A 21,671-nucleotide genomic window follows, 5' to 3' on the forward strand; every position below is an offset into this window, starting at 1 on the left:
AATTTTTCTGAAATGATACAACACGTATCATTTGGCGATTTTTGTTGTCGCGACTTTGTCAAAAAAACTATATTGACAAAACAAAGACACAAGACAGGGTTTCTCGGAACCCGCAACCCCAAGAGGAAACTATGGCAAACAAGTACGCCGGAACCCAGACCGAAAAGAATCTCCAGGCCGCATTCGCAGGCGAATCCCAGGCCCGCAACAAGTACACCTACTTCGCTAGCCGCGCCAAGAAGGATGGTTTCGAGCAGATTGCCGAACTCTTCCTGAAGACTGCCGATAACGAGAAGGAACACGCCAAGCTGTGGTTCAAGGAACTCGAAGGCATCGGTGACACAGCCGAAAACCTGAAGGCTGCTGCCGAAGGTGAAAACTACGAATGGACCGACATGTACGAAGGTTTCGCGAAGACCGCCGAAGAAGAAGGCTTCAAGGCCCTCGCCAACAAGTTCCGCATGGTCGCTGCAATCGAAAAGCGCCACGAAGAACGCTACCGCGCCCTCCTCAAGAACGTGGAAACCGCCGCCGTGTTCGAGAAGAGCGAAGTCAAGGTGTGGGAATGCCGCAACTGCGGCCACATCGTCGTCGGCACCAAGGCTCCGGCCGCATGCCCGGTGTGCGCCCATCCGCAGTCCTTCTTCGAAGTCACTGCTGAAAACTTCTAAACAAGTCGTTTTGCGCTACTATTTAGCAAGAACGTCTTTTTGACACTGACATGTCCGGCTCCGGCCGGGCATTTTTTTAAGGAGCCATGAAGCGTTCGCGTTCCTCGACGAGGTCAAGCCCGGGGATTTGCGATTCCAGTTCCGCAACCTGCGCAAGGCATTTCTTTGCGAACTCAACAGCCGCCGGTGTCGAAGCGTCGCTTATACGGTGGCGAGCACTTTTCAGGAACTTTTCCACCTTGCGGATGTTCTCGCGCGTGGTCGCATCGCAATAAGTTTCGACCATGCGTTCAAAAATGTATTCCTCAGCCGTCTCGGACAAATGCACCATATCGGCATCATAGAAGCGGTAATCGCGCAGTTCGTCCATCACGATTTCGTAACTCGGGAAGTATTCAACAGAGATTTCGCCGGAGGAATCGCCAGAACGTCCAGCCGCAAATTCCTCTACGATCCGGTTCACGGCCAATTGCAACGTTGCCTTGGAAAGCGTATTGTTGTGCATCCCGTCCCCCGCATGCCTGAGCGGCGACACGGTGAACACGACATGGACCTTCCCATGTCTTATTTTATGCAGGCTATCGACGATGTCGCGCAGCGCAGCAACCGCACGTTCCACAGAAATAAGTTCCCGAGTAAAGAGGCCCGGATCCTGCCGGTGGCAATTCGAGACCACCTCCCCTGTCTGCTTCAAGAAATAGACGAACGCCGTGCCCAGCGTAACAAAAACAGCATCGGAGCTTTGCAGGAATGTTCTTGCACGGGCTGCAGCATCGTTCAGGTTCGCGACGCAGCCTTCGCGGGTCGGCGCCGAGAGCGAGCCGTGCGCGCCCCAGCAATGCCATAACGGAGCTCGGGCATCCTGGAAAACATCCCCTTCCCCGTAGGTTTTTGCATCTGCGATGTTCTTCAGCATGGCTGCAATTGAAAGCGGATTGTAGATGGTCCCGAAGGGATTCGAAAGCACGTGGAATTTCCTTTCCGTAAAGCGCCTCGAAATATTGTCGGCAAAGCAGGAGCCGATAAAGGCGACTTTCCCGGTGTAGTCAATTTGCCAATCCGGGACAGAGATGTCTGTTTTCGTGAAAAATTCCATGATGTAAATATAGCTCCTAGCCCTGTCGAAATGACTTCTTGCAACAGCTTCTATTGTATATTTAAGCTATGATTAGATTTATTCTCTTGCTGGTTTTCGCAATTGGTTTTAGCACAGCTGCCGCAGACGCCATTGTCAAGGACAAGGACGTCAAGGACAGTACACCCCAATATACCATGACACATGACATTGGGTTAGGCAACAAGCAAGTACTCTTGGACGAGCGCACCGGCAAAGAGTTTATCAAGGAATTAAAAGGAAGCGGCAAGCGAAAACTTCCGCATCCGTTCGTCGGCATGTTAGGGGTCGCTTTTGCCAACCACCATTCCATCGAGATTTATCCCGACGATATCTGGCTCATGCTGATGGACGGAATCCGCCAGCACGTCAAGCACAACCGCGACGCGCTCAAGGACAAGTTCGTGCGGGACGGGGCGGACACAAACATCGTCATTATAGACAATTCCCTTACTCCACAATCACCGCCAAGCGCTTGGAAGAAGGACATCACTCAAATATACGACACACTTTACAAAAAACTCCCCGAAGCCACAAGAACCGCGTTTGAAGTTGACTTCTCCACATCCACCGCCATCGACAAATTCGTCACAAAGACGATGGTCATGTCCATCAGTTCGGAATACTACACCTACACCATAATGACATTGTGCGGGATCCCCCAAATTTTCATCAAGGGAAACAAGCAAGACTGGCAAAAACTGAAAGATTCATTCGACAAGCTGGCAAGCATTCTGGATATGACTTGGTGGGCGGAGCAAATCGACCCCATCCTAAATGAATTTATTCTTACTTTCGATAAAAAGTTCAATATGGAATTCTGGAGAGGCATCTACAAGTACATTCCGCCAGGACACGGAAGCGGAACCGTTCCGCACATCAACGGATGGATTACAAAATTCTTCCCCTACATCGACAAGATAGGCCAAGAACGGATGATGATGGAACAAATGCCCAAAGAATTTATAGAATCGCTTGATGACAAGATGAAAGAAAAGGTAAAGAAAAACCTAGCAGAAGCGAAGCAACCTTTGAAGCATCGGACCGACTGGGACAAGCCTCTTGAATACAAGGATTTCACCATCGGGAAGAACGATATTCCTGTCAAATGGAAATATCTAGGCAAAGAAATCCCCTTGCAGCTTTCCACCGGATTCTGGGGAGTGACCATCGACCCGAAAACAAAGCACCTGAAAACCATCCGCGGCTACATTTTGACGCGCTGACGCCCGCCTTTTACTACATTTGTTACATCAACATACTCTACCGGGATCGCCATCCCGATGGATTAACTCTCAACAAATGAGGAACAAACAAAAAATGGCAAGAGCTTTGATTATCGGTTGTGGCGCCGTCGCCACAGTTGCTATCAAGAAGTGCTGCACCTGCAGCGAAGTCTTCAGCGAAATCTGCATTGCGAGCCGTCATCGCGAAAACTGCGAAAAGCTGGCACAGGAACTCCGCCCGAACACGAAGACGGTCATCACGACTGCCGCCGTGGACGCCGACAAGGCAGAGAACGTTGTAAAGCTCATCAAGGAATACAAGCCCGACCTGGTGATGAACATCGCGCTCCCCTACCAGGACCTCGCCATCATGGACGCCTGCCTCGAATGCGGCGTAAACTACATGGACACGGCGAACTACGAGCCCGAAAACATCGACGACCCCGAGTGGCGCAAGGTCTACGACAAGCGCTGCAAGGAACAGGGCTTCAGCGCCTACTTCGACTACAGCTGGCAGTGGGCATATAAAGAAAAGTTTGAAAAGGCCGGTCTCACGGCACTGCTCGGTTCCGGCTTCGACCCGGGTGTTTCCCAGGCCTACTGCGCCTACGCCCTCAAGCACCAGTTCGACACCATCGAAGAAATCGATATCCTCGACTGCAACGGCGGCGATCACGGTTACAAGTTTGCAACGAACTTCAACCCCGAAATCAACCTGCGCGAAGTTTCCGCTCCGGGCAGCTACTGGGACACCGACGAAAATGGCAAGGGCCACTGGGTCGAAATCCCGGCCATGAGCATCAAGCGCGAATACGTGTTTGACGAAGTGGGCAAGAAGGACATGTACCTGCTGCACCACGAAGAAATCGAATCGCTCGCCCAGAACATCCCGGGCGTGAAGCGCATCCGTTTCTTCATGACATTCGGCCAGAGCTACCTCGACCACATGCGCTGCCTCGAAGACGTGGGCATGCTCAGCACGCAGCCCATCAAGTTCCAGGGCCAGGAAATTGTGCCTATCCAGTTCTTGAAGGCTCTCCTTCCGGACCCGGCAAGCCTCGGCCCCCGCACCGTGGGCAAGACGAACATCGGTTGTATCTTCAAGGGTACCAAGGACGGCAAGCCGAAGACCTACTACCTGTACAACGTCTGCGACCACCAGGAATGCTACAAGGAACTCGGTAGCCAGGCTATCGCCTACACCACCGGCGTTCCGGCCATGTGCGGCGCCATGATGGTACTTACTGGCAAGTGGAACAAGCCGGGCGTGCACACCGTCGAAGAATTTGATCCGGATCCGTTCATGGAAGCCCTCACCAAGTACGGCCTCCCGTGGAAGGAAAACTTTAACCCTGTTCTCGTTGACTAGAGTAAAAGGGGCTAGAGACTAGAATCTAGAGGCTAGTGAATAAGAATCACGCACTTCGTGCGTCTGATTTTTCTCCAATCCCTAGATCCTAGATTCTAACCCCTAGATCCTAATCCCTAAATCCTAACCTCTAACCTCTAGACTCTAACATGAAAAAATGGCGCATTGACGATTCCCGCGACTTGTACAACGTCAAGGGTTGGGGCGTAAACTTCTTCGACATCAACGAGAAGGGCCACGCGACAGTTCATCCACTCAAGGAAGGCGGCCCAGACATTGACCTGTACGACTTGGTACAGGAACTTTCACTCCGCGACGTCTCTACCCCGATGCTGTTGCGTTTCCCGGATATCCTGGATAGCCGCATCGAAAAAATCAACGAGTGCTTCAACAAGGCCCGCAAGGAATACGGTTTCAAGGGGAGCTACTACAGCATCTTCCCCATCAAGGTGAACCAGCAGCGCGCCGTCTTGGAAGAAGTCGTGCGCCACGGCAAGAAATTCAACATCGGGCTCGAAGCCGGTTCCAAGCCGGAACTGCACGCCGTCCTCGCCAACATGGACAACCCCGATGCACTGATCATCTGTAACGGCTACAAGGACGAAGACTTCATCGAACTCGCACTCCTTGCACAGAAGATGGGCAAGAAAATTTTCATCGTCGTCGAGAAGATGAACGAGCTTCACCTGGTGGTGGAACTTTCCCGCCGCATCGGTGTGCGCCCGAACATCGGTATCCGCATCAAGCTTGCAAGCTCCGGCAGCGGCAAGTGGGAAGAATCCGGCGGATACCACAGCAAGTTCGGCCTGAACAGTTCTGAACTTTTGGAAGCGCTGGACTACATCAAGGAAGAGAAAATGGAAGACTGCATGAAGCTCATCCATTTCCACCTGGGTAGCCAGATTACGCATATCCGCAATATCAAGAACGGGCTCCGCGAAATTTCGCAGTTCTACATTCAAATTCGCAAGATGGGAATGAGTCTGGAATTCGTGGACGTGGGTGGCGGCTTGGGAGTTGATTACGACGGCACCCGCAGCACCAACGCAAGTTCCGTGAACTATTCCATCCAGGAATACGCAAACGACGTGGTGTACGCCATCTACGAAGCCTGCGAAGAGGCAAAGCTTTCGCACCCGAACATCATCGCAGAATCGGGCCGTGCGCTTTCGGCGCACCATTCCATTCTGGTGTTCAACATTCTGGAAACTGCAAGCCAGGCATTCTTCGACGACGAGGAACACGAAATCGGTGACGACGCACCCGATGCACTGAAAGACCTTTACGGGATTTACAAGGGGCTTTCCCCGAAGAACCTGCTGGAAAGCTGGCACGATGCCATGCAGCTGAACGACGACGTTCTGAGCGGATTCAAAGTGGGCGACTACGATTTGCCCACCCGCGCCATGAGCGAACGCCTTTTCTGGAGCATTGCCCGCGAAGTGAACCAGATTGCAAGCGAACTGCGCCACCCGCCTTACGAACTGGCGGAACTCCCCCGCCTCTTGGCCGAGAAGTATTTCGGAAACTTCAGCCTTTTCCAGAGCCTGCCCGACAGTTGGGCCATCGACCAGATTTTCCCGGTCATGCCTATCCAGCGGCTAGACGAAGAACCCACGGTAGAAACCACCATCCAGGATGTCACTTGTGACTCCGACGGAAAGATTGCCCTATTCATCCGTGGTGGCGACGTGAGCCATACGCTCCCGCTGCATAAGCTGAAAAAGAACGAGCCTTACTACATCGCGGTTTATCTCGTGGGTGCCTACCAGGAAATCCTCGGCGACCTGCACAACCTCTTCGGCGACACGAACGCCGTCCATATTGTCTGCAACGAACAGGGTGGCTACGAAATCGAAAAGGTCATCGACGGCGAATCCGTAGAAGACGTACTCGACTACGTGAGCTTCAGCGACAAGGCCCTGGTGCGCAACATGGAAAACTGGGTGACCCGCTCCGTGAAGGAAGGGAAAATCAGTTTGCAAGAAGGCAAGGAATTCCTGAACATCTACCGCAGCGGCCTGTACGGATATACGTATCTGGAGTGATTGGTGGTTAGTGGTTAGGGAAATTCTATGATTCATGAAATAGCGCCGCACGTTTTCAACAACGAATTCAAAATCGCTGATCCGAAGGCCACCGATTTCATTATCCGTTACAATGGGGCGAAGACACTCCTCAAAAAAGTGGATGGCGGTTACGCGATTCCTCGTGTTGGCGAACTCCTTGCGCTCGAAAATAAAGCTCTCGCTGATTTCGAAGGCCATTACCTTTTCAGCATCGACGATACAGCCTTCTTCTTAGACGATAGCAAGGCTACTTTTGAAGCAGAAGCACCTAGCGGTTACGAATACATGGGCAACCGCACTTTCCGTGCCATGGCCCCCGTAGAACGCTTGGGCGGTGCAACAGCGACGCACATTGCGCATTGGGAATCGCTCAACAAGTTCTGCGGCCGTTGCGGGAACGTGACCATCCGTGGCGACAAAGAACGTTCTATTATTTGTCCCAAATGCGGAAACATCGTTTATCCGCGCATCTCTCCGGTCGTAATTGTAGCCGTCCATAATGGCGACAAACTTTTGATGGCGCACAATATCGATAACCCGAACCCGAGACTCTTCTTGATTTCGGGTTTTGTGGAAGTTGGCGAAAGTCTGGAACAGGCGGTACACCGCGAAGTCATGGAAGAAGCAGGCCTTCGCGTGAAGAATGTTCGTTACTTCAGTTCGCAGCCGTGGGCTTTTAGTGATTCACTGATTGCAGGCTTTACCGCCGAACTCGATGGCGACGATACTATCCGCATGCAAAAGGAAGAACTCTCCGAAGCCATGTGGGTTAAGCGCGAAGACATTCCCGAATACGAGACCGACGTCAGCATCAGTTGCTGCCTCATCGAAGACTTCCGCCACAAAGCGTAAACACTTTCACCATAAAACAAAAAACCTGGTTTTTAAACCAGGCTTTTTTAGAGCGGGAAAAGGGTCTCGAACCCTCGACATCGACCTTGGGAAGGTCGCGCTCTACCAACTGAGCTACTCCCGCGAGCACTTCAAATGTAATAAAAGCATATCGTATTGTAAAGGGATTTTTCTATCATTTCGCCCATGAAAAGGTTACTCGCCATATCCATTCCGTTGATCGTTCTTACCACAGCAGCCACCACCTCGGCCGAAGAAAAATCCATGTGGCAAAAGTTTGTCGACTTCTTCAACCCCTCCCCGACATTGGAAGGCGAAGGCCCACTGTACGATCAGCTCAAGGAACTGGATTCCAAGATAACCAAAACAGAAGGCAAGTATTCCAGAGAACGCAGGCCCGGAAACAAGGCCCGTTTGAAAAAGGAACTCGAGGAGCTCCGCGAACAACGGAACAAACTTGTAGAAAGAATCAATGCCGGTGAAGCGGAAACCTCATCAAGCATAGCCAAAGAAGCGCCCGCGTCATCCTCTTCTCAACCGGCCCCCAAGCCAACAGTCTGCGCACACGACACCATTTTCGTCAAAGACACAGTCATCATTCACGATACGCTGTACGTAATCGTTGCAGACAAACCCACGAGTGCGGCACCCACCGACACTACCCAGGCACCAGATAAAAATTAGGGCGTATATGCAAGGCGGCTTCGTCGGCGGCCAGGTCCGCTTCAGGGACGTTCCGTCCCACGACAAGCGCACTGTCGAAGCCGGCGACTTGGGCACCAAATACATCCGTACCCAGCGTATCACCGACCATCAGCACCCGTGAGCCCGTTGGGAGCGTTTTGCGCACGCGTTCCCAAATTTCCGGGAACGGTTTCCCTAGATAAACAGATTCCGCTCCAGAGTTCAAACGAAGTTGTTCACAAAGAGCTCCCGATACCGGAGAACGCGAGCCATCGATATTCGGAGCCCAGGCGTCAGGATTCAGAACTAAAAGAAGCGCACGCTCGTGCGACAAAATATCCACCGCATGTTTGAACATCTCTGGAGTTGCCGTCGATGAAGATACAGCAACGATTGGCTCAATAGGATTTTCCACAGCCGTTATGCCACAGGCACCAAGCACATTCTTCCCCGTTTCCCGGCCAATATAGAACACTTCCCGCAAACAATACTCACCAGACTCACGAATTTCTTTAACGGCCGCAGCAAGCAAACTTCCCGAAGAAATAGTTTCAGATGCCGTAAAATCAAACCCACGATCCGCAGCGCTCTTTGCAAGAGCGGCATCCACATCCGAGGCGGCATTCGTCACAAGCCGGAGTTCTTTCCCTGCCCTGCGCAGTTCCATGAACCATTCCTTTGCACCGGGGTAAACATAATCGCCACGATTGTACAAGGTTCCATAGCCATCAAAACAAAAGGCATCGTACTCGCCAATAATTTCAGACAAAGTAATAGATTGTGAATAAAAAATCCCCGACCTCGTACCCAGGTCGGGTCTATTCTTTTCGCAAATCAGTTTTTGATAGCGTAAATAAATTTGTTTTTCAAGCAAGTCCATCAGCGACGAAGGACCCCGAATACTTGGGTCGTAATGCCCTCGTCTTCGCTGTAGTAGACAGTCTTGCCATCGTACTTGATTATTACAGCAATGTTTGCTAAGTAAGCACCACTGCCAACACGACGATGATGCGCATCCACCGTATTCCAACGTAAGAACAGACGCTTCGCCGACTTTCCAAACCGCTTGTCGTTACCCTTTACCTTGTACCTTGCATTAGCAACAAATGAGCCAAGGTTGGTATAAATTCTCACGTTGAACAAAACCGTCACCTTCGAAGCTTTGAATTCTTCTTGAGAACGCATTTTCAAAATTTCACGGACCGAAGCTTCAAAGTCAGATCCAAGAACATCCACCGCAACACCCCAGACCGTATCGTTAGGAACCTTAGTGTCCAGGTTTTCAAAAGTCAACTGGAATACAGAATCAGACAGTTCTTCTTGATCATAAGTTCTAACAAGGTTCTGCCTGAACAGTTCGAACGGGAAGAAACCTTCTACAGCATGGAACTTGGATTTCTTAGTTACTGCGTTGTTACTAGAATCCTTCATGCAAGCATACAGCAGTCGAACAGAATCCCTCACAGTCATTCGATCACTGGAACTCGCGTTACCATCAAAAATGAGCGAAGCCTCGTTATTAAAAACATTCCACTCAATCGATGTCGGAACAAGCTCGCGCACAACAGAATCCTTAAAAGACCAGAACTCCATGTACACGTCACAATTGTGTGCAGGCTTTACCTTTTCGGAGAACAAGACCTTCAACGTATCGGTGCCACCAGCACGGCGAGTTTTGAGTTGACACGTTCTAATCGTTGGAGCCATTCCATCTTTTACATTGACGCGATAGGAACTTCCATCCGAAAGATACAAGTCACAAGATCCCGAGAAATACACAAAAAAATCTGGAGACGTCAGTCCTGTCATTTGCTGGAACAAATACTGTTTGTCAGAGAGATCAATGAAAATGACGCGGTTACTCACAGTATCCAAAACAAATTTTTCTTTTGGAATAATGATGCGGATTGCCTGACCAAGCGTGTCAACCCAGTTCACAGCAAGGCTATCCATTTTTTCGTTAATGTACTCTTTAGTAATGACTCCTAAGAATCGGATCTGGAGATGGTCCATCCGGCCATCCTCGTCTTCGTCCAGAAAGTAATTCTGTTGGCTAGACGGTGGAACAGGGTCCTGAACAAACGCCCAAACCCAGTTTGCAAGTAGCAACATTGCAATAGACAATATGCGCACGGATCTAACCATGTTATCCTACCTCACTAACCTCCCTACTCTAAATCTATACACTTTTTAGGATTCCGTAATCACGTCCTTCCACAGGAATCACCAATTGGAGCCTCGAAAGGGTCTTAATATACTTGTCAAAGACCATTTTGAAGTCCTCACCGAGCTCTTCCTCCTGGTCATTGGCCAAATTATAGGCTATATAGCTCCCATCCGGGAAGATCGAGATGCAGCAGTCCCAGGTGATATCCCCCTCCAAAACCTCCTGATCATCGTCCCGATCCTGGCTTTCGAGCATGAGCATCGGGCAGGGTGCGGCGATGGGTTCGGCATGGCCATTTTCATAGATAAAGTAATTCCTGCTAACCAATTCGTGTTCCAGGGCCATCGTACTCGGGGTGCGTTCAAACTCGTTACGCAGGCGACGGATGTTTCCCAAATCATCCTCGTAGGGGTCCCTAAAATCGTCGGGCAAAACAATCTGGTAATAGTCGAACTGCTTGCCGCTTTTCTCGAACGTTTCAATCCATTCTCTGGGCGGCTCCGGACGCATCGTCAAAAAGTCCTCGAAGGAATCAAGGATATCGAACAACCTAGAAGTCCAGGGCTCGTTTTTGCGCTGTTGCATCAGCTCAAAAAAGTTCTTCAGGCGTTCTTCGCCCGGAACGACAGAAAGATCTTCCCCCGGCACACCACTCATATCAAATTCAGCCATAATTTTTATTCCTAATTATTACTAACCACCAACCACTAACCACTTCATCAAAAGCGCTACCACATTTCCACGGTCTTTACGGTCAGGCTCATCGCAATGTCCTTCTCGTAATACGCGGGTTCATTAATAAAGATAGGCCACACGCTCTCGCGACCATCCGCCTCGCCTTCGTAAAGGATATCCTTCCCGTCAAACGTGCGGAACAGCTTATCGCCCTTCTTGAGTTCGCCAAAGTCACGGCCCAGCAAATCCGGGTGAATCATCGCCTCGATGGGGGCTCCGGCCCACGCCTTGGGGTAGCCGAGATCGCGCAGCTGCGTATAGACTTCCACCTGGATAGGAGAGCGCTTCTGGAGCTCTCCTCGGTTCCATTCGTCCGCAAGTTCCAGGTAACGCTTTACCAGCTTTTCTGTCTGTTCGAACAGGCGGGCATCTAGAGTGCCATGCTGCTGCGGGCCAATTTCCACGCACACGTCCGCCATCGCGACGGTACCAAAATAAGGCGATGCAGAGCGTTCCTCCGGTTGGTAGTAAATGCGAGCATCGTCAAATTCATGCGTAAGCACTGCCGAAGCCTTCATCGTGAACGGATCACGAGCCGATAGAATCAGGCACAGTCCCATGTTCGAGCCCGTATTGTGAACGTCGAGCAACAAGTCTGTCTTGGTATTCGCACCCTTCGGGCCATAAACGCGGTTCAGTTCATGCGCACGCCGGAACTCGTACTGCTGCGGTTCCGCATTCATATCAAGACTAATCTGCGAAAAAGAACGGTTCAAATCAAAGTCGCGATAACGCCGGTTGAGCCGCATGGCCTCCGGGTTCGCAAGCACCAGCGAAACTTCGGCGCCGGGGCAGCACGTGCTGTAGCATTCGGGGCACGCCATCCACTTCTCGACCAAGCGAACACCCGTTCGCTCGTTCCCGTGCGTCCCGCCAGCAACGACTATTTTACGTATTTGACTCATGTTTTATATTATAGCAAAAAAGAGGCGATGACGCCCCTTTAAATTTTAAAAATTGTTTTTTGAAGTCGTCTTTAATTTTCAATTAATTTTCCACTAAACCATTCGCCATAAGCCTCTACATCGCGATTATCCTCTCCGCATTTCCATGATTCACTCGTGAATGAGTTGTCAATAGTTTCTGGAGCCGTCAGATTAAACTCATTCTCGCAGTCCTCAATCAAAAAGGCCACAGAAAGTATCATACCAGTTACCCCACAAGCCCCACCCGGAGCCACAGACCGAAACACAGACGTAAATTCAATAGCATCGTCCGCAAAGCGACTCAAAACATGCCCTACGGGTTGGCCTCCATCATAATCGGAAATCACAAAGTAACGACAATTCGCTCTTCTCGGGTGTTCGTCCATTATCTTTGCAGTCATCGGGAAACACATCCATATATCACTTGTATCCATTTGATACACAGGAGAATTTTTGGTCGGATGATCCGTTTTATTCATAAGGTTTTTGGAATAATTCGAGCATCCAAAGCCAGAATAACCATTATAAGCAATTACATGTTCGTCAAACGAGAGTTGTTCTGTATTCTCCGCGAACTGCAAAACATAGTTTTCTAGAGTCCGGTTGTAATTGACGGTTATTGCGGTATCGCGAACAGGCGTTATAACAGAATCTTCTTCAATGAAAATTGAAGAACTTGAACCATTTAACTCTGTTGAAGGAGACGACATAGTTATCCAGTATATCCCTGAGGAACTTTGAGCGTTCCCCGTCATCACGTTACAACGTTCGCTGGCAATATGGACATACTCCGACACCAGCTTGTTTGCAGAATCACTCCCGACATGCTTCACGCGGCATGCGGCTTCAAAAGCATCATCCTTACAGCCATTACTTGGCGTATAGAACTCGCTATTAGGCACCTTGTCGCATTCGGCCTTGAATTCCGCAAATACCGAATCGCACGAATTCACAAGCTTATTTCCGCTCATGGTGGAAACCTCACTGGAATTATAAATTTGCATCGTCATCGCAAGGAACGCGCTATCGGCAACGCATTCCACTCGCACTCCGTTACCATCGTCCGATACGGCCGATCTGCCGCCCTCAAATTTAGCATACGAGGATTCATTCCATTCCGTACCAAAATTGAGCCATTCTCTCACTTGCTTTTCCGAAGCGGCATTCTGGTCATCTATAGTACCCCCCGCAGCCTTGTCCGATTCGGAGCAAGCAACCAGTGCGGCAAAGGTCGAGGCAAAAATAATGATTTTCTTATTCATGGTTACGCTCCTTACTTTAATGAGGATTCTTGTTTTTGAACTTTGTCTGTAAGCGGGAATAGTTGCATATTCAAGCGATATACGCGATTGCCGCCTTTTTTGGCACTCGCAATAGAAATGATTCTCTTGCGACAGTTTTCCAATTCTTTCAAGATCTCGGCATAGTCTTCATCGTCTATGCCCATAGTGACCCCCGTAAAGTTGCGTTCATCTACAGGATACTTTTCAACAGCATCTTTTGCGAAACTGGCCATTTCCTTGTGCATCTCGCGGACAAGCACCGGCATGGCCGCAACAGACATCTGTAACGAACGGTCCACCTGTTCATACACATTGTCGGCCGTCTTTTTAAGGAATTTCGCCCGGGTCAAGAAGGCTAGCGCATTGCGAACCTCTTCTGCCGAAAAAGCATTGCCGCAAGCCCTGGCAATATCGAGGGGTTTTGCACCCGGCATCATGGGAGCCAGTTCGCGCAGTACCGGGAATTTCCATGACTCGTAGAAAGACATCGATTCGCCTTCCAGAACACGGACTTTGCGAGCACACGCGATTTCCTTCATTTCGGTATAGGCAGCCTTTTTATCGACATCCTTTTTGGCTTGACCAAACTTCACCAACTGTCGAAAATACTCGCGTTCGGCCCCCACAAGGTCCATAGCGTCGGCGGCACGTTCAACCCCGGTTTTAGAAAGGCCGCTCTTGCCTTCGCACACCAACTTCATATGGTTAGGCGAAGTGAAACCACCCTTCTTAGTAAAATCACGCCAGGAAAAAGCGGAAGTCTGCTTTTTCCACCGGTAATAGTCGTTCATAAACAAACGGTAGTCTTCATATTCAATTACGGATTTCATCATACCCTAAATATATTTCATGCCTAGCCACATGGAATCATTTTTTATACAAAAATTTCGTTTTTCTATTCAAATTGTATAATTTTACGTATAATTTCAAAAATTCAAAAAATCATTATACACCCTAGCTGGCACAATATGATTTTTTCTACATTTGCCCGCATGGATTTAGACCACTGCCGCCGTCTTTCTATTGCGCCGATGCTCGACTGCACCGACCGTCACGAGCGCTATTTTTTGCGTCTACTTTCGCGGAACGTTCTGCTCTACAGCGAGATGGTGGTGGCAAGCGGGCTTTTGCATTGCGAAAATACCGACATGTTCCTCGGGCACGAACCGCTCGAACAGCCCGCAGTGTTGCAGCTCGGAGGCAGCAACCCAACAGATCTCGCGCGCGCATCCAAGCTCGTAGAAGCCGCGGGATTCCAGGAAGTGAACCTGAACTGCGGATGCCCTTCGGACCGCGTGCAGAACGGAAACTTCGGCGCATGCCTCATGAAAGAAAAGAATGTCGTCGCCGACTGTTTCAAGGCCATGCAAGATGCGGTGGGCATTCCCGTGTCCATCAAGTGCCGCATCGGGGTCGACGAGTTCGACAGCTGGGAATTCTTCACTGATTTTATACAAACTATCCGCGACGCGGGATGCAAGGTGTTCATCATCCATGCGCGCAAGGCGTGGCTCCAAGGTCTCAGCCCCAAGGAGAACCGCGAGGTCCCGCCGCTGCACTACGATTTCGTCCACCGCCTCAAGGCCGAGATGCCGGACCTGAACATCAGCATCAACGGCGGCATCAAGACGCTCGACCAGGTGGAGGAACAACTTAAGGACCTGGACGGAGTGATGGTCGGCCGCGAAGCGTACGAGAACCCGTGGTTCCTGCACGACGCAGACGAACGCATTTTCGGCGATGTCCGCCCCGAAAGCGACAATCCCGCCGATATTGCCGCAGGGAAAGCACGCCCCGCGACCCGGAAAGCGCTCCTGGAAGCCTACCTCCCCTACGTAGAAAAGCAGACCGCCGACGGATGCCCCGCCACGATTCTCGTAAAGCACCTCTACGGGCTGTTCGCCGGACTCCCCGGTGCCCGCAGGTTCCGCCAGATGCTCAGCAACGAGTCCCCCAAGGCAAGGGGCCGCGGAGAAGCCGTCGCCCTGATCCGCCAGGCGATGGACCAGGTAAAAGAATAAAAACGGGCCAAAAAAGGGTTTTTTAGGGGGTCTTTCCCCCTTGACAAAACGGCCAAATTTTTCTCTATTTGGGAGCACAATTTTCAGTTTAACCTTTAACGGAGATACAACATGCCTTGCGGAAAGAAAAGAAAGCGCAGGAAGATTGCGACCCACAAGCGTAAAAAACGCCGTCGTCGTGACCGCCAGAAAAAGAAACTTCGCTAATATCCGTTAGCATTTTCTTGTAATTTCCTGAAAAGCGGAGTGCGAAAAACACTCCGTTTTTTTCTGTTTATAGTCGACAACGCCTATCCACGGACCCCGGTCAAAACAATGATCCTCACCGGCAGCATAAAGACAATCACATTCCACAATCCGCAGAACGGTTTTACGGTCATGCGACTGACGGACGCCGAGACCCAAAAGGTCGTGGTAGTCACTGGGAATTTTCCAGAACTTTCGACGGGGGAATCGCTGAAACTTACGGGGGATTGGGGACGGCACCCGAAATTCGGGCCGCAGTTCGTATGCACCGGGTTCGAAATCCTCGCGCCCGAAGACAGCAGCATCGAGTCTTACCTCTCTAGCGGACTTTTCCCGGGAATCGGCCCCAAGACAGCGGCCAGCATCGTAGCCGTTTTCGGGGACAGGACAGCCGACATTCTCGACAACGAGCCGGACACATTCCGCAAGACGAAAATCAAGGGACTGACTGCGAAGAAGGCCGAACTGTTCCTCGCCCGCTGGCAAGAGAACCGCCACAGCCGCGAGACTCTCCTGTTCCTCTACCAGCACGACATCACCGGGAGCATTGCCAAAAAGCTCTGGACCAAGTACGGCCAAGACACCATCCGCCGCATCAAGGACAACCCCTACATGCTCTGCGAGGACGTCTACGGCATCGGCTTTGTCAAGGCGGACGAAATTGCGACCAAGATAGGCTTCCCGAAGGATAGCCCCGTCAGGCTCGAAGCGGCCATCCTTTACACCTTGCAGGAATCGACAAGCGACGGGCACGTTTTCCTCCCCAAGGGAGCACTCCTGGAGCGCACGGCCAAGAACCTGCGCCTCACCTACGAAGACGAAGACGCCTACAACACCATCCTGGAGAAGTTCGAGGAACTCTGCGGCAGGGAACGCATCAAGCGCGTTGACGACGACTGTTTCTACCCGCCCATCTTCCGCGCCGAACAGAACATCGCGGACAACATCCTCCTGCGCCTGCAAGGGAACCGGTTGCCCATTGACGGTTTCGAAAACAAGCTGATAGACTGGGAACGCGAGCACAAGTTCGCATTCGACCCCATACAGCGGCAGGCCATATCGACGGCAATTTCGTACAAGATTAGCGTCATCACTGGCGGACCGGGCACAGGCAAGACGACAATTCTCAAGGGAATTTTGCACCTCGCCCGAAAAATGGGCGAAAAGATACGCCTTGCCGCCCCCACGGGGCGCGCCGCCAAGCGCATGAGCGAATGCAGCGGCGAAGACGCCTGCACCATCCACCGTCTGCTCGAGGTGGACCCCATCACCGGCAAGTTCAACAAAGATATTGGCAACCAGTTGGAATGCGATTTGCTCGTCATCGATGAATTCAGCATGGTCGACACGTGGCTTGCCGCAGCCATTCTCGAAGCGACACCGCTGAGGACCCGCATTGTATTCATCGGTGATGCGAACCAGCTGCCGAGCGTAGGCCCGGGCAACGTGCTCAACGATTTGCTCCAATGCCCGCAAATCCCGAACATCCGCTTGCAGCACATCTTTAGGCAATCCGGCGGCAACGACATCGCCGACAAGGCCGCCAAAATCAACCAGGGCATCACGCCAGCGCCTATCGACGGGCCGAACTTCCACTTTATCCCCTTCGAAACGCCAGAGCAGGCAAGAGAGATTGTCCGGGAACTGCTCATTAGCGGCGTCCGCAGCAAAATCAACGTCGACCTCAAAACAGAAATGCAGTTGCTCACCCCGATGCGCAAGGGACCGCTCGGCACGTTCGAACTGAACACCTTTTTGCAAGACATTCTCAACCCGGAAAGGACCCCGACAAGGGCCGGAGTGGAACGCCACAGAATCGCCGGAGTCCGCTGGAGTGAAGGCGACCGCGTGATGCAAGTCCGCAACAACTACGACAAGAACGTCTTCAACGGCGACACGGGAATCATTTACCGGATCAGCAAGAACACGAACAAGGTAACTGTATTCTTTGAAGACAAGACTGTGGAATACGAGAGCGACGAAATGGACCAGCTCGCCCTCGCCTACGCCTGCACCATTCACAAGAGCCAGGGCAGCGAATACCCCGCCGTCATCGTGGTTCTCGATTCCAGCCACTACATGATGCTACAGCGGAACCTCATCTACACCGCCATCACGCGAGCCAAAGGGCACGTGTGGGTGCTGTCGGCGCCAGGAGCATTCCACCAGGCCGTGCGCAACAACCGCAGCACAAAGCGGTACACAAGACTCAAAGAAAGGCTGGGGTGAGGCTCGAGGCTCCAGGCTCGAGGGGCGAGGCTCGGGGAATCAGCGAATACAAACAAAAATCCCGCAGATTTCTCCACGGGAAATTTTCAAATTCTGAAGACAGTTTCCGGTAAGATTCTACTTCCTACCGTCTACTGTCTACTTCCTACTGTCTACTACAGTTCCACCACTTCAGTCCAGCCGAACGGGTCTTCGGCTTCACCGAACTGGATGGCAGTGTACTTCGTGAAGAGTTCCGTGCAGACCGGGCCCGGATTCACGCCGTCACCGTATGTGAATTCCTTGCCGGCAACCGGATCCACAATCTTTTTGATCGGGGTAATCACGGCGGCGGTACCGCATTCGGCGGTTTCGGAGAATTCAGCGAGTTCTTCGAACGGAACTTGGCGGCGTTCCACAGTGTAGCCGAGGTATTCAGCCAACTGCTGCAAACTCTTGTTCGTAATGGACGGCAGAATGGATTCGGACTTCGGGGTCACGTAGGTCTTGCCCTTGATGCCGAAGAAGTTTGCCGGACCGCATTCGTCGATGTACTTCTTTTCCTTCGCATCCAGGTAGATGGTGCTGGAGTAACCAAGCTTCTTGGCCTCGGCGAGGGAAAGCAAGCTGGCAGCGTAGTTACCGCCGACCTTCACCGTACCCGTACCCTGCGGAGCGGCGCGGTCGTAGTTGCGGCTGATCATCATGTCCACCGGCTTGAACCCGTCCTTGAAGTACGGACCCACCGGAGTCACGAACATCAACAGCAGGTATTCGTCGGAGGGCTTCACGCCGACTTCCGGGCTCGTACCGATGAGGAGCGGGCGGATGTAAAGCGTTGCACCGTAACCGTACGGCGGCACAAAACGGGCGTTGGCCTTCACCACTGTGTGGACCATCTCGCGGAACAGTTCGACCGGCGGAACAGCCATGAGCACGCGGTTCGCGGTGTTCTGCATGCGCTTCGCATTCTCGTCAACGCGGAAAATACGGACCTTGCCGTCCTTGCCCGTGTAAGCCTTGAGGCCTTCGAAACCTTCCTGGCCGTAATGCAAGCAAGTAGCGGCCATGTGGATGCTGATGTCCTTGGAAGAAGAAAGTTCGATCTTGCCCCACTGACCATTGCGGTAGTAGCAGCGAACATTGTAATCGGTGTCATAATAACCGAAGGGGAGCGTCTTCCAATCGACATTGTTCAAATCAACTTGCATAATATTCACCTTTTTTGCAGTTAGTGCATTTTTAAAGGTATCGTTCGGTACCGCACAGAAAAATACAATTATGCCGGGGATTTTGGCACGATTTGTCGTGAAAAAATAAAGAAAAATGGGTATCTCACACATTCGATATAATCTCTCCACTCCGTTTCAGCAAGGATTTTCTTTCCACATCGTCTGCGGTATTGGGAATGTCCGCAACCATCCTAGACAATTCCCTAATTTTCACAAACGTATCTATAATGTTTATTGTCGTCTGCGTTGCCGTTTTTCCCTTCAAAATGGTAGCAAGCATATACAAACCACGTTCCGTAAACGCTGTTGGATTGACTGGACTGAATTTAAGCTTTTCGAGGTGGTCAAAATTTTTTACCACCTCCTTTTTCTCTTCATTCTCTTTCATAAATTCTCCATCCGCCTACAAGGCAAAAAAGGCGGGGTTAATGTTTTCGCAAACAATATAAATCACTTCAAATGTCAAAAGATGACATCTGGATATTTTTTTGAGCTGGGAGACATCTCCCCCTCGCTCCTAAGGGGACACCCCCTAACACCCCCGGCCCGACAGTCACCCTGTAGCCTTTTATCCCGGCCTTGTGCTGGGATCACCATTCCTTACCTGAACCGCGGGTATCATCTCCTCTAAAAAATCGCCTTAACATCATAGACCACTCGGTTTATTGTTTTTCGACCATCACACAGCGGACAGAATAGCCATCAATTTTCAGGTCACCATCATCAGACCGTGGAGCATGATCTGTTATACCTGATATATATGACGAATAGACATAAGCAACAGAATCAGCTGCATGTTCTTGTGGGTATGCGAAAAAATAGTTTGATTTAATTTGGAAAACTCACCTTCTTTAGTTCGCAATCCTGCGTCAGTAAGAGACAAACCGCTTGAATTATAGCCATTAAATCCATACATCGAACGAACACCCTCTATACCATATTCATTTGTTTCCGCATGCCAAGCAATAAAAAAATCATTATAGGTCATCAATCTCCAACCTTCGGGACAAATCCCCTTATGATTTTCCTGAATAAGATCGGCACAACTTTCCGTGTTGCAACGACTTGGCAATTGCATCATCTCAGCCCATTGGTACAAACCGCCAAATTCGTCACAATAAGTCGTATCGTTGTTATAGCAGTAACGTTCAATCTTGTTGTCATCGTTTTGATTTTTTTTTGCCACGCACCATTTCGCCGATGTTCAGGTTTTCAGCCATAACAGTCACAGAAGCCAAATTTCCCGTTGTATCTTTACCTTTTATAGTGATATAATAGTAGCTACGGCCATTGCGCGTATCAGTAAACTGCTTGTAGGCATTCTCACCAACACGCCAATCTCCACCCAACGTCTTGGAATGGTCAAACGGCACGTACTCGCTGCTGGAGGATTCACTGACACTACTGCTCGATGCAACACTCGATGATGACAAGTTCGCTGAGCTTTGTCGAAGCGAACTGCTGGACTTTGCGCTACTCGAAGACGTTTTCTTGGAAGACGAACTAGACTTGCCTCCTTCGTCATTGCGAGAACTCGAAGAGTTTGTGGCAATCTCCTTGCCACTACTTGATTTTGCAGAACTACTCGACTTCGCCGAAGAAGACGACTTCCCGCTCGACGAGGACTCTTCCTCGATACTGCTCGACAACTCGTCCGAGTTCGGCTCGACAAAACTGCCACTGATTTGTTGGTGGAGATAGATTATGTCCTACGATGTTCTGGAAAAAGAACTTCGGCTGTTGCCGCAATCCTACCTTGAAGATGTAGCCAAGTACGTCCAATTCCTGCTTTATCAGCATGAACAGGAACGTATGGCCCCTCTTGCGGAATCCGATCTCGCCGAAGTGTACTCTTACATTTCAACAGAATTGCAATCGGCAGCGACAGCTGACAACGTAATCGATTCGTTGCAGCGTGCGGTGAAAGACCTGTCCATTATGCCTAACAGATATCATCGCTACATGGAGGAGCCATGGTTTTCTGAGGGCGTACGCTGTTTTTTCGGTTCGAAATTTTTCTGTATTTTACACTGTGGACGAGGACGAACAATGCATCTTTGTTGTTCATGTAATCTACAGTAAAAGGGATTTCCCGCAAATATTGTCGAAAGTGTGACAAAAACTTTGCTATCTCGGCAAGTTGTAATCTCGCAACTGTATAGCAAAAAAGCCCCCTTGCGGAGGTTTTTTGCTGTTGTTTTATCCTGTGTTAGTCCTTTACGCAACGGACAGAGTTCCCAGTGTTCTTACTGATGTCGTACAGGTACGCATTGTCGACATCGCTGTACATGACCATGTAGAACGCGCCACCGCTAAGGCTCCCAGCAGAACTCCAGAAGTGCGCGCCGTAGCCCTCGTTGATGTATTCCCCACGGTAATCCCTATACCCAGCAGGCAATGCCGAGAACCCGTAGGCATCCATGCCGTTCCCGTTTTTGGACCAGCCACTCTGCGACTTGAGAACAATGCCCGCAACGGTACTACCGCCCACCACCGTGAACAGGGTTCGCCATTCCGTCTCGCTCGGCAGGTGCCAGCCCGTAGGGCATGCCATCATCGCGGCAGCCCATGTGTAGAGGCGCCCATAAGTTGGGCAATTGGCCGGTTCATTGTTGTAGCAATATGAGTTTGCCATTTCGTAATTGAGGTTTTGAGCCATCCACGTCTGCAAGCCAATGGTGGCCGTCTTATAGGTTTGGCCATCACGGGCGTCGGTAAGAGGCCCTTCGAACATTGCTGTTGGAAGACCTTCGACAGGTTCAGTTCCCTTTGCGTTTGAATCGCTGTCGCCGCCGCAAGCGGCAAGCATCGCAGCCACACCGGCTAAAGCCAAGAATTTCGTATAAACCATGGCAAATCTCCTTCACT

Annotated in this window: 21 protein-coding genes and 1 tRNA gene; 9 read left to right on the top strand and 13 right to left on the bottom strand. The window is 50.8% G+C overall.

The window, feature by feature from the left end:
• Positions 1-131: 131 nt before the first annotated feature.
• Positions 132-671, top strand: a complete 540-nt coding sequence (gene rbr, locus Q0Y46_RS03435) for a rubrerythrin (protein WP_297944893.1) — start codon at positions 132-134, stop codon at positions 669-671.
• A gap of 76 nt (positions 672-747) precedes the next feature.
• On the opposite strand, the gene Q0Y46_RS03440 is transcribed toward rbr, so the two are convergent.
• Positions 748-1,767: a GSCFA domain-containing protein gene (locus Q0Y46_RS03440; protein ID WP_297944896.1), complete on the bottom strand. Its 1,020-nt coding sequence runs from the start codon at positions 1,765-1,767 to the stop codon at positions 748-750.
• Positions 1,768-1,835: 68 nt separating this feature from the next.
• On the opposite strand from Q0Y46_RS03440, the gene Q0Y46_RS03445 reads away from it, so the two are divergent.
• The 4 genes from Q0Y46_RS03445 (at position 1,836) to nudC (ending at position 7,301) form a co-directional block, all read left to right on the top strand.
• Positions 1,836-3,011: a DUF4419 domain-containing protein gene (locus Q0Y46_RS03445; protein WP_297944899.1), complete on the top strand. Its 1,176-nt coding sequence runs from the start codon at positions 1,836-1,838 to the stop codon at positions 3,009-3,011.
• Between the two features lie 94 nt (positions 3,012-3,105).
• On the top strand, positions 3,106-4,380 hold the full coding sequence (locus tag Q0Y46_RS03450; RefSeq protein WP_295862096.1) for a saccharopine dehydrogenase family protein: 1,275 nt from the start codon (positions 3,106-3,108) through the stop codon (positions 4,378-4,380).
• A 149-nt stretch (positions 4,381-4,529) separates the two neighbouring features.
• The gene (gene speA, locus Q0Y46_RS03455; RefSeq protein ID WP_297944905.1) at positions 4,530-6,428 is read left to right on the top strand and encodes a biosynthetic arginine decarboxylase; all 1,899 of its coding nucleotides are present in this window, start codon (positions 4,530-4,532) and stop codon (positions 6,426-6,428) included.
• Positions 6,429-6,455: 27 nt separating this feature from the next.
• Positions 6,456-7,301, top strand: coding sequence for an NAD(+) diphosphatase (nudC, locus tag Q0Y46_RS03460; RefSeq protein ID WP_297944909.1), 846 nt, complete (start codon positions 6,456-6,458; stop codon positions 7,299-7,301).
• A gap of 51 nt (positions 7,302-7,352) precedes the next feature.
• Here the strand turns inward: nudC and Q0Y46_RS03465 are convergent.
• Positions 7,353-7,425: transfer RNA gene (locus Q0Y46_RS03465), tRNA-Gly, on the bottom strand.
• Between the two features lie 62 nt (positions 7,426-7,487).
• On the opposite strand from Q0Y46_RS03465, the gene Q0Y46_RS03470 reads away from it, so the two are divergent.
• Positions 7,488-7,985, top strand: coding sequence for a hypothetical protein (locus Q0Y46_RS03470; RefSeq protein ID WP_297944914.1), 498 nt, complete (start codon positions 7,488-7,490; stop codon positions 7,983-7,985).
• Here the strand turns inward: Q0Y46_RS03470 and Q0Y46_RS03475 are convergent.
• The 6 genes from Q0Y46_RS03475 to Q0Y46_RS03500 all read right to left on the bottom strand — a co-directional run bounded on the left by Q0Y46_RS03475 (position 7,960) and on the right by Q0Y46_RS03500 (position 13,929).
• The gene (locus Q0Y46_RS03475) at positions 7,960-8,754 is read right to left on the bottom strand and encodes an HAD hydrolase-like protein (protein WP_297944917.1); all 795 of its coding nucleotides are present in this window, start codon (positions 8,752-8,754) and stop codon (positions 7,960-7,962) included. The genes Q0Y46_RS03470 and Q0Y46_RS03475 overlap by 26 nt on opposite strands.
• A gap of 110 nt (positions 8,755-8,864) precedes the next feature.
• Entirely contained in the window at positions 8,865-10,097 is a 1,233-nt protein-coding gene (locus Q0Y46_RS03480) for a hypothetical protein (RefSeq protein WP_295678901.1), read from the bottom strand.
• Between the two features lie 67 nt (positions 10,098-10,164).
• A complete protein-coding gene (locus Q0Y46_RS03485; protein ID WP_297944921.1) occupies positions 10,165-10,824 on the bottom strand; it encodes a hypothetical protein in 660 nt (219 codons plus the stop codon).
• Positions 10,825-10,880: 56 nt separating this feature from the next.
• Positions 10,881-11,792, bottom strand: a complete 912-nt coding sequence (locus Q0Y46_RS03490; protein ID WP_297944924.1) for an aspartoacylase — start codon at positions 11,790-11,792, stop codon at positions 10,881-10,883.
• A gap of 71 nt (positions 11,793-11,863) precedes the next feature.
• Positions 11,864-13,075, bottom strand: a complete 1,212-nt coding sequence (locus tag Q0Y46_RS03495; RefSeq protein ID WP_297944927.1) for a hypothetical protein — start codon at positions 13,073-13,075, stop codon at positions 11,864-11,866.
• An 11-nt stretch (positions 13,076-13,086) separates the two neighbouring features.
• Positions 13,087-13,929: a TIGR02147 family protein gene (locus tag Q0Y46_RS03500; protein WP_297944930.1), complete on the bottom strand. Its 843-nt coding sequence runs from the start codon at positions 13,927-13,929 to the stop codon at positions 13,087-13,089.
• Between the two features lie 159 nt (positions 13,930-14,088).
• Between Q0Y46_RS03500 and dusA the strand changes: the two genes are divergently transcribed.
• Both dusA and Q0Y46_RS03510 read left to right on the top strand, forming a co-directional pair.
• Positions 14,089-15,117: a tRNA dihydrouridine(20/20a) synthase DusA gene (gene dusA, locus Q0Y46_RS03505; RefSeq protein WP_297944933.1), complete on the top strand. Its 1,029-nt coding sequence runs from the start codon at positions 14,089-14,091 to the stop codon at positions 15,115-15,117.
• Positions 15,118-15,432: 315 nt separating this feature from the next.
• The gene (locus tag Q0Y46_RS03510; protein ID WP_297944936.1) at positions 15,433-17,592 is read left to right on the top strand and encodes an ATP-dependent RecD-like DNA helicase; all 2,160 of its coding nucleotides are present in this window, start codon (positions 15,433-15,435) and stop codon (positions 17,590-17,592) included.
• Positions 17,593-17,747: 155 nt separating this feature from the next.
• On the opposite strand, the gene Q0Y46_RS03515 is transcribed toward Q0Y46_RS03510, so the two are convergent.
• The 4 genes from Q0Y46_RS03515 to Q0Y46_RS03530 all read right to left on the bottom strand — a co-directional run bounded on the left by Q0Y46_RS03515 (position 17,748) and on the right by Q0Y46_RS03530 (position 20,452).
• On the bottom strand, positions 17,748-18,782 hold the full coding sequence (locus Q0Y46_RS03515; RefSeq protein WP_297944939.1) for a branched-chain amino acid aminotransferase: 1,035 nt from the start codon (positions 18,780-18,782) through the stop codon (positions 17,748-17,750).
• A 124-nt stretch (positions 18,783-18,906) separates the two neighbouring features.
• Positions 18,907-19,191: a hypothetical protein gene (locus tag Q0Y46_RS03520; protein ID WP_295678920.1), complete on the bottom strand. Its 285-nt coding sequence runs from the start codon at positions 19,189-19,191 to the stop codon at positions 18,907-18,909.
• A gap of 357 nt (positions 19,192-19,548) precedes the next feature.
• Complete coding sequence (locus Q0Y46_RS03525) at positions 19,549-19,989, bottom strand: FISUMP domain-containing protein (RefSeq protein WP_297944942.1); 441 nt, start codon at positions 19,987-19,989, stop codon at positions 19,549-19,551.
• Complete coding sequence (locus Q0Y46_RS03530; protein ID WP_297944945.1) at positions 19,964-20,452, bottom strand: hypothetical protein; 489 nt, start codon at positions 20,450-20,452, stop codon at positions 19,964-19,966. Before Q0Y46_RS03530 ends, Q0Y46_RS03525 begins: the two co-directional genes overlap by 26 nt.
• A gap of 55 nt (positions 20,453-20,507) precedes the next feature.
• On the opposite strand from Q0Y46_RS03530, the gene Q0Y46_RS03535 reads away from it, so the two are divergent.
• Positions 20,508-20,885, top strand: coding sequence for a type II toxin-antitoxin system RelE/ParE family toxin (locus tag Q0Y46_RS03535; protein WP_297944949.1), 378 nt, complete (start codon positions 20,508-20,510; stop codon positions 20,883-20,885).
• A 127-nt stretch (positions 20,886-21,012) separates the two neighbouring features.
• On the opposite strand, the gene Q0Y46_RS03540 is transcribed toward Q0Y46_RS03535, so the two are convergent.
• Entirely contained in the window at positions 21,013-21,654 is a 642-nt protein-coding gene (locus Q0Y46_RS03540) for a fibrobacter succinogenes major paralogous domain-containing protein (protein WP_295678930.1), read from the bottom strand.
• Positions 21,655-21,671: the final 17 nt, after the last annotated feature.

Origin of the sequence: uncultured Fibrobacter sp., assembly GCF_947305105.1 — a bacterium.
Classification (GTDB): domain Bacteria; phylum Fibrobacterota; class Fibrobacteria; order Fibrobacterales; family Fibrobacteraceae; genus Fibrobacter.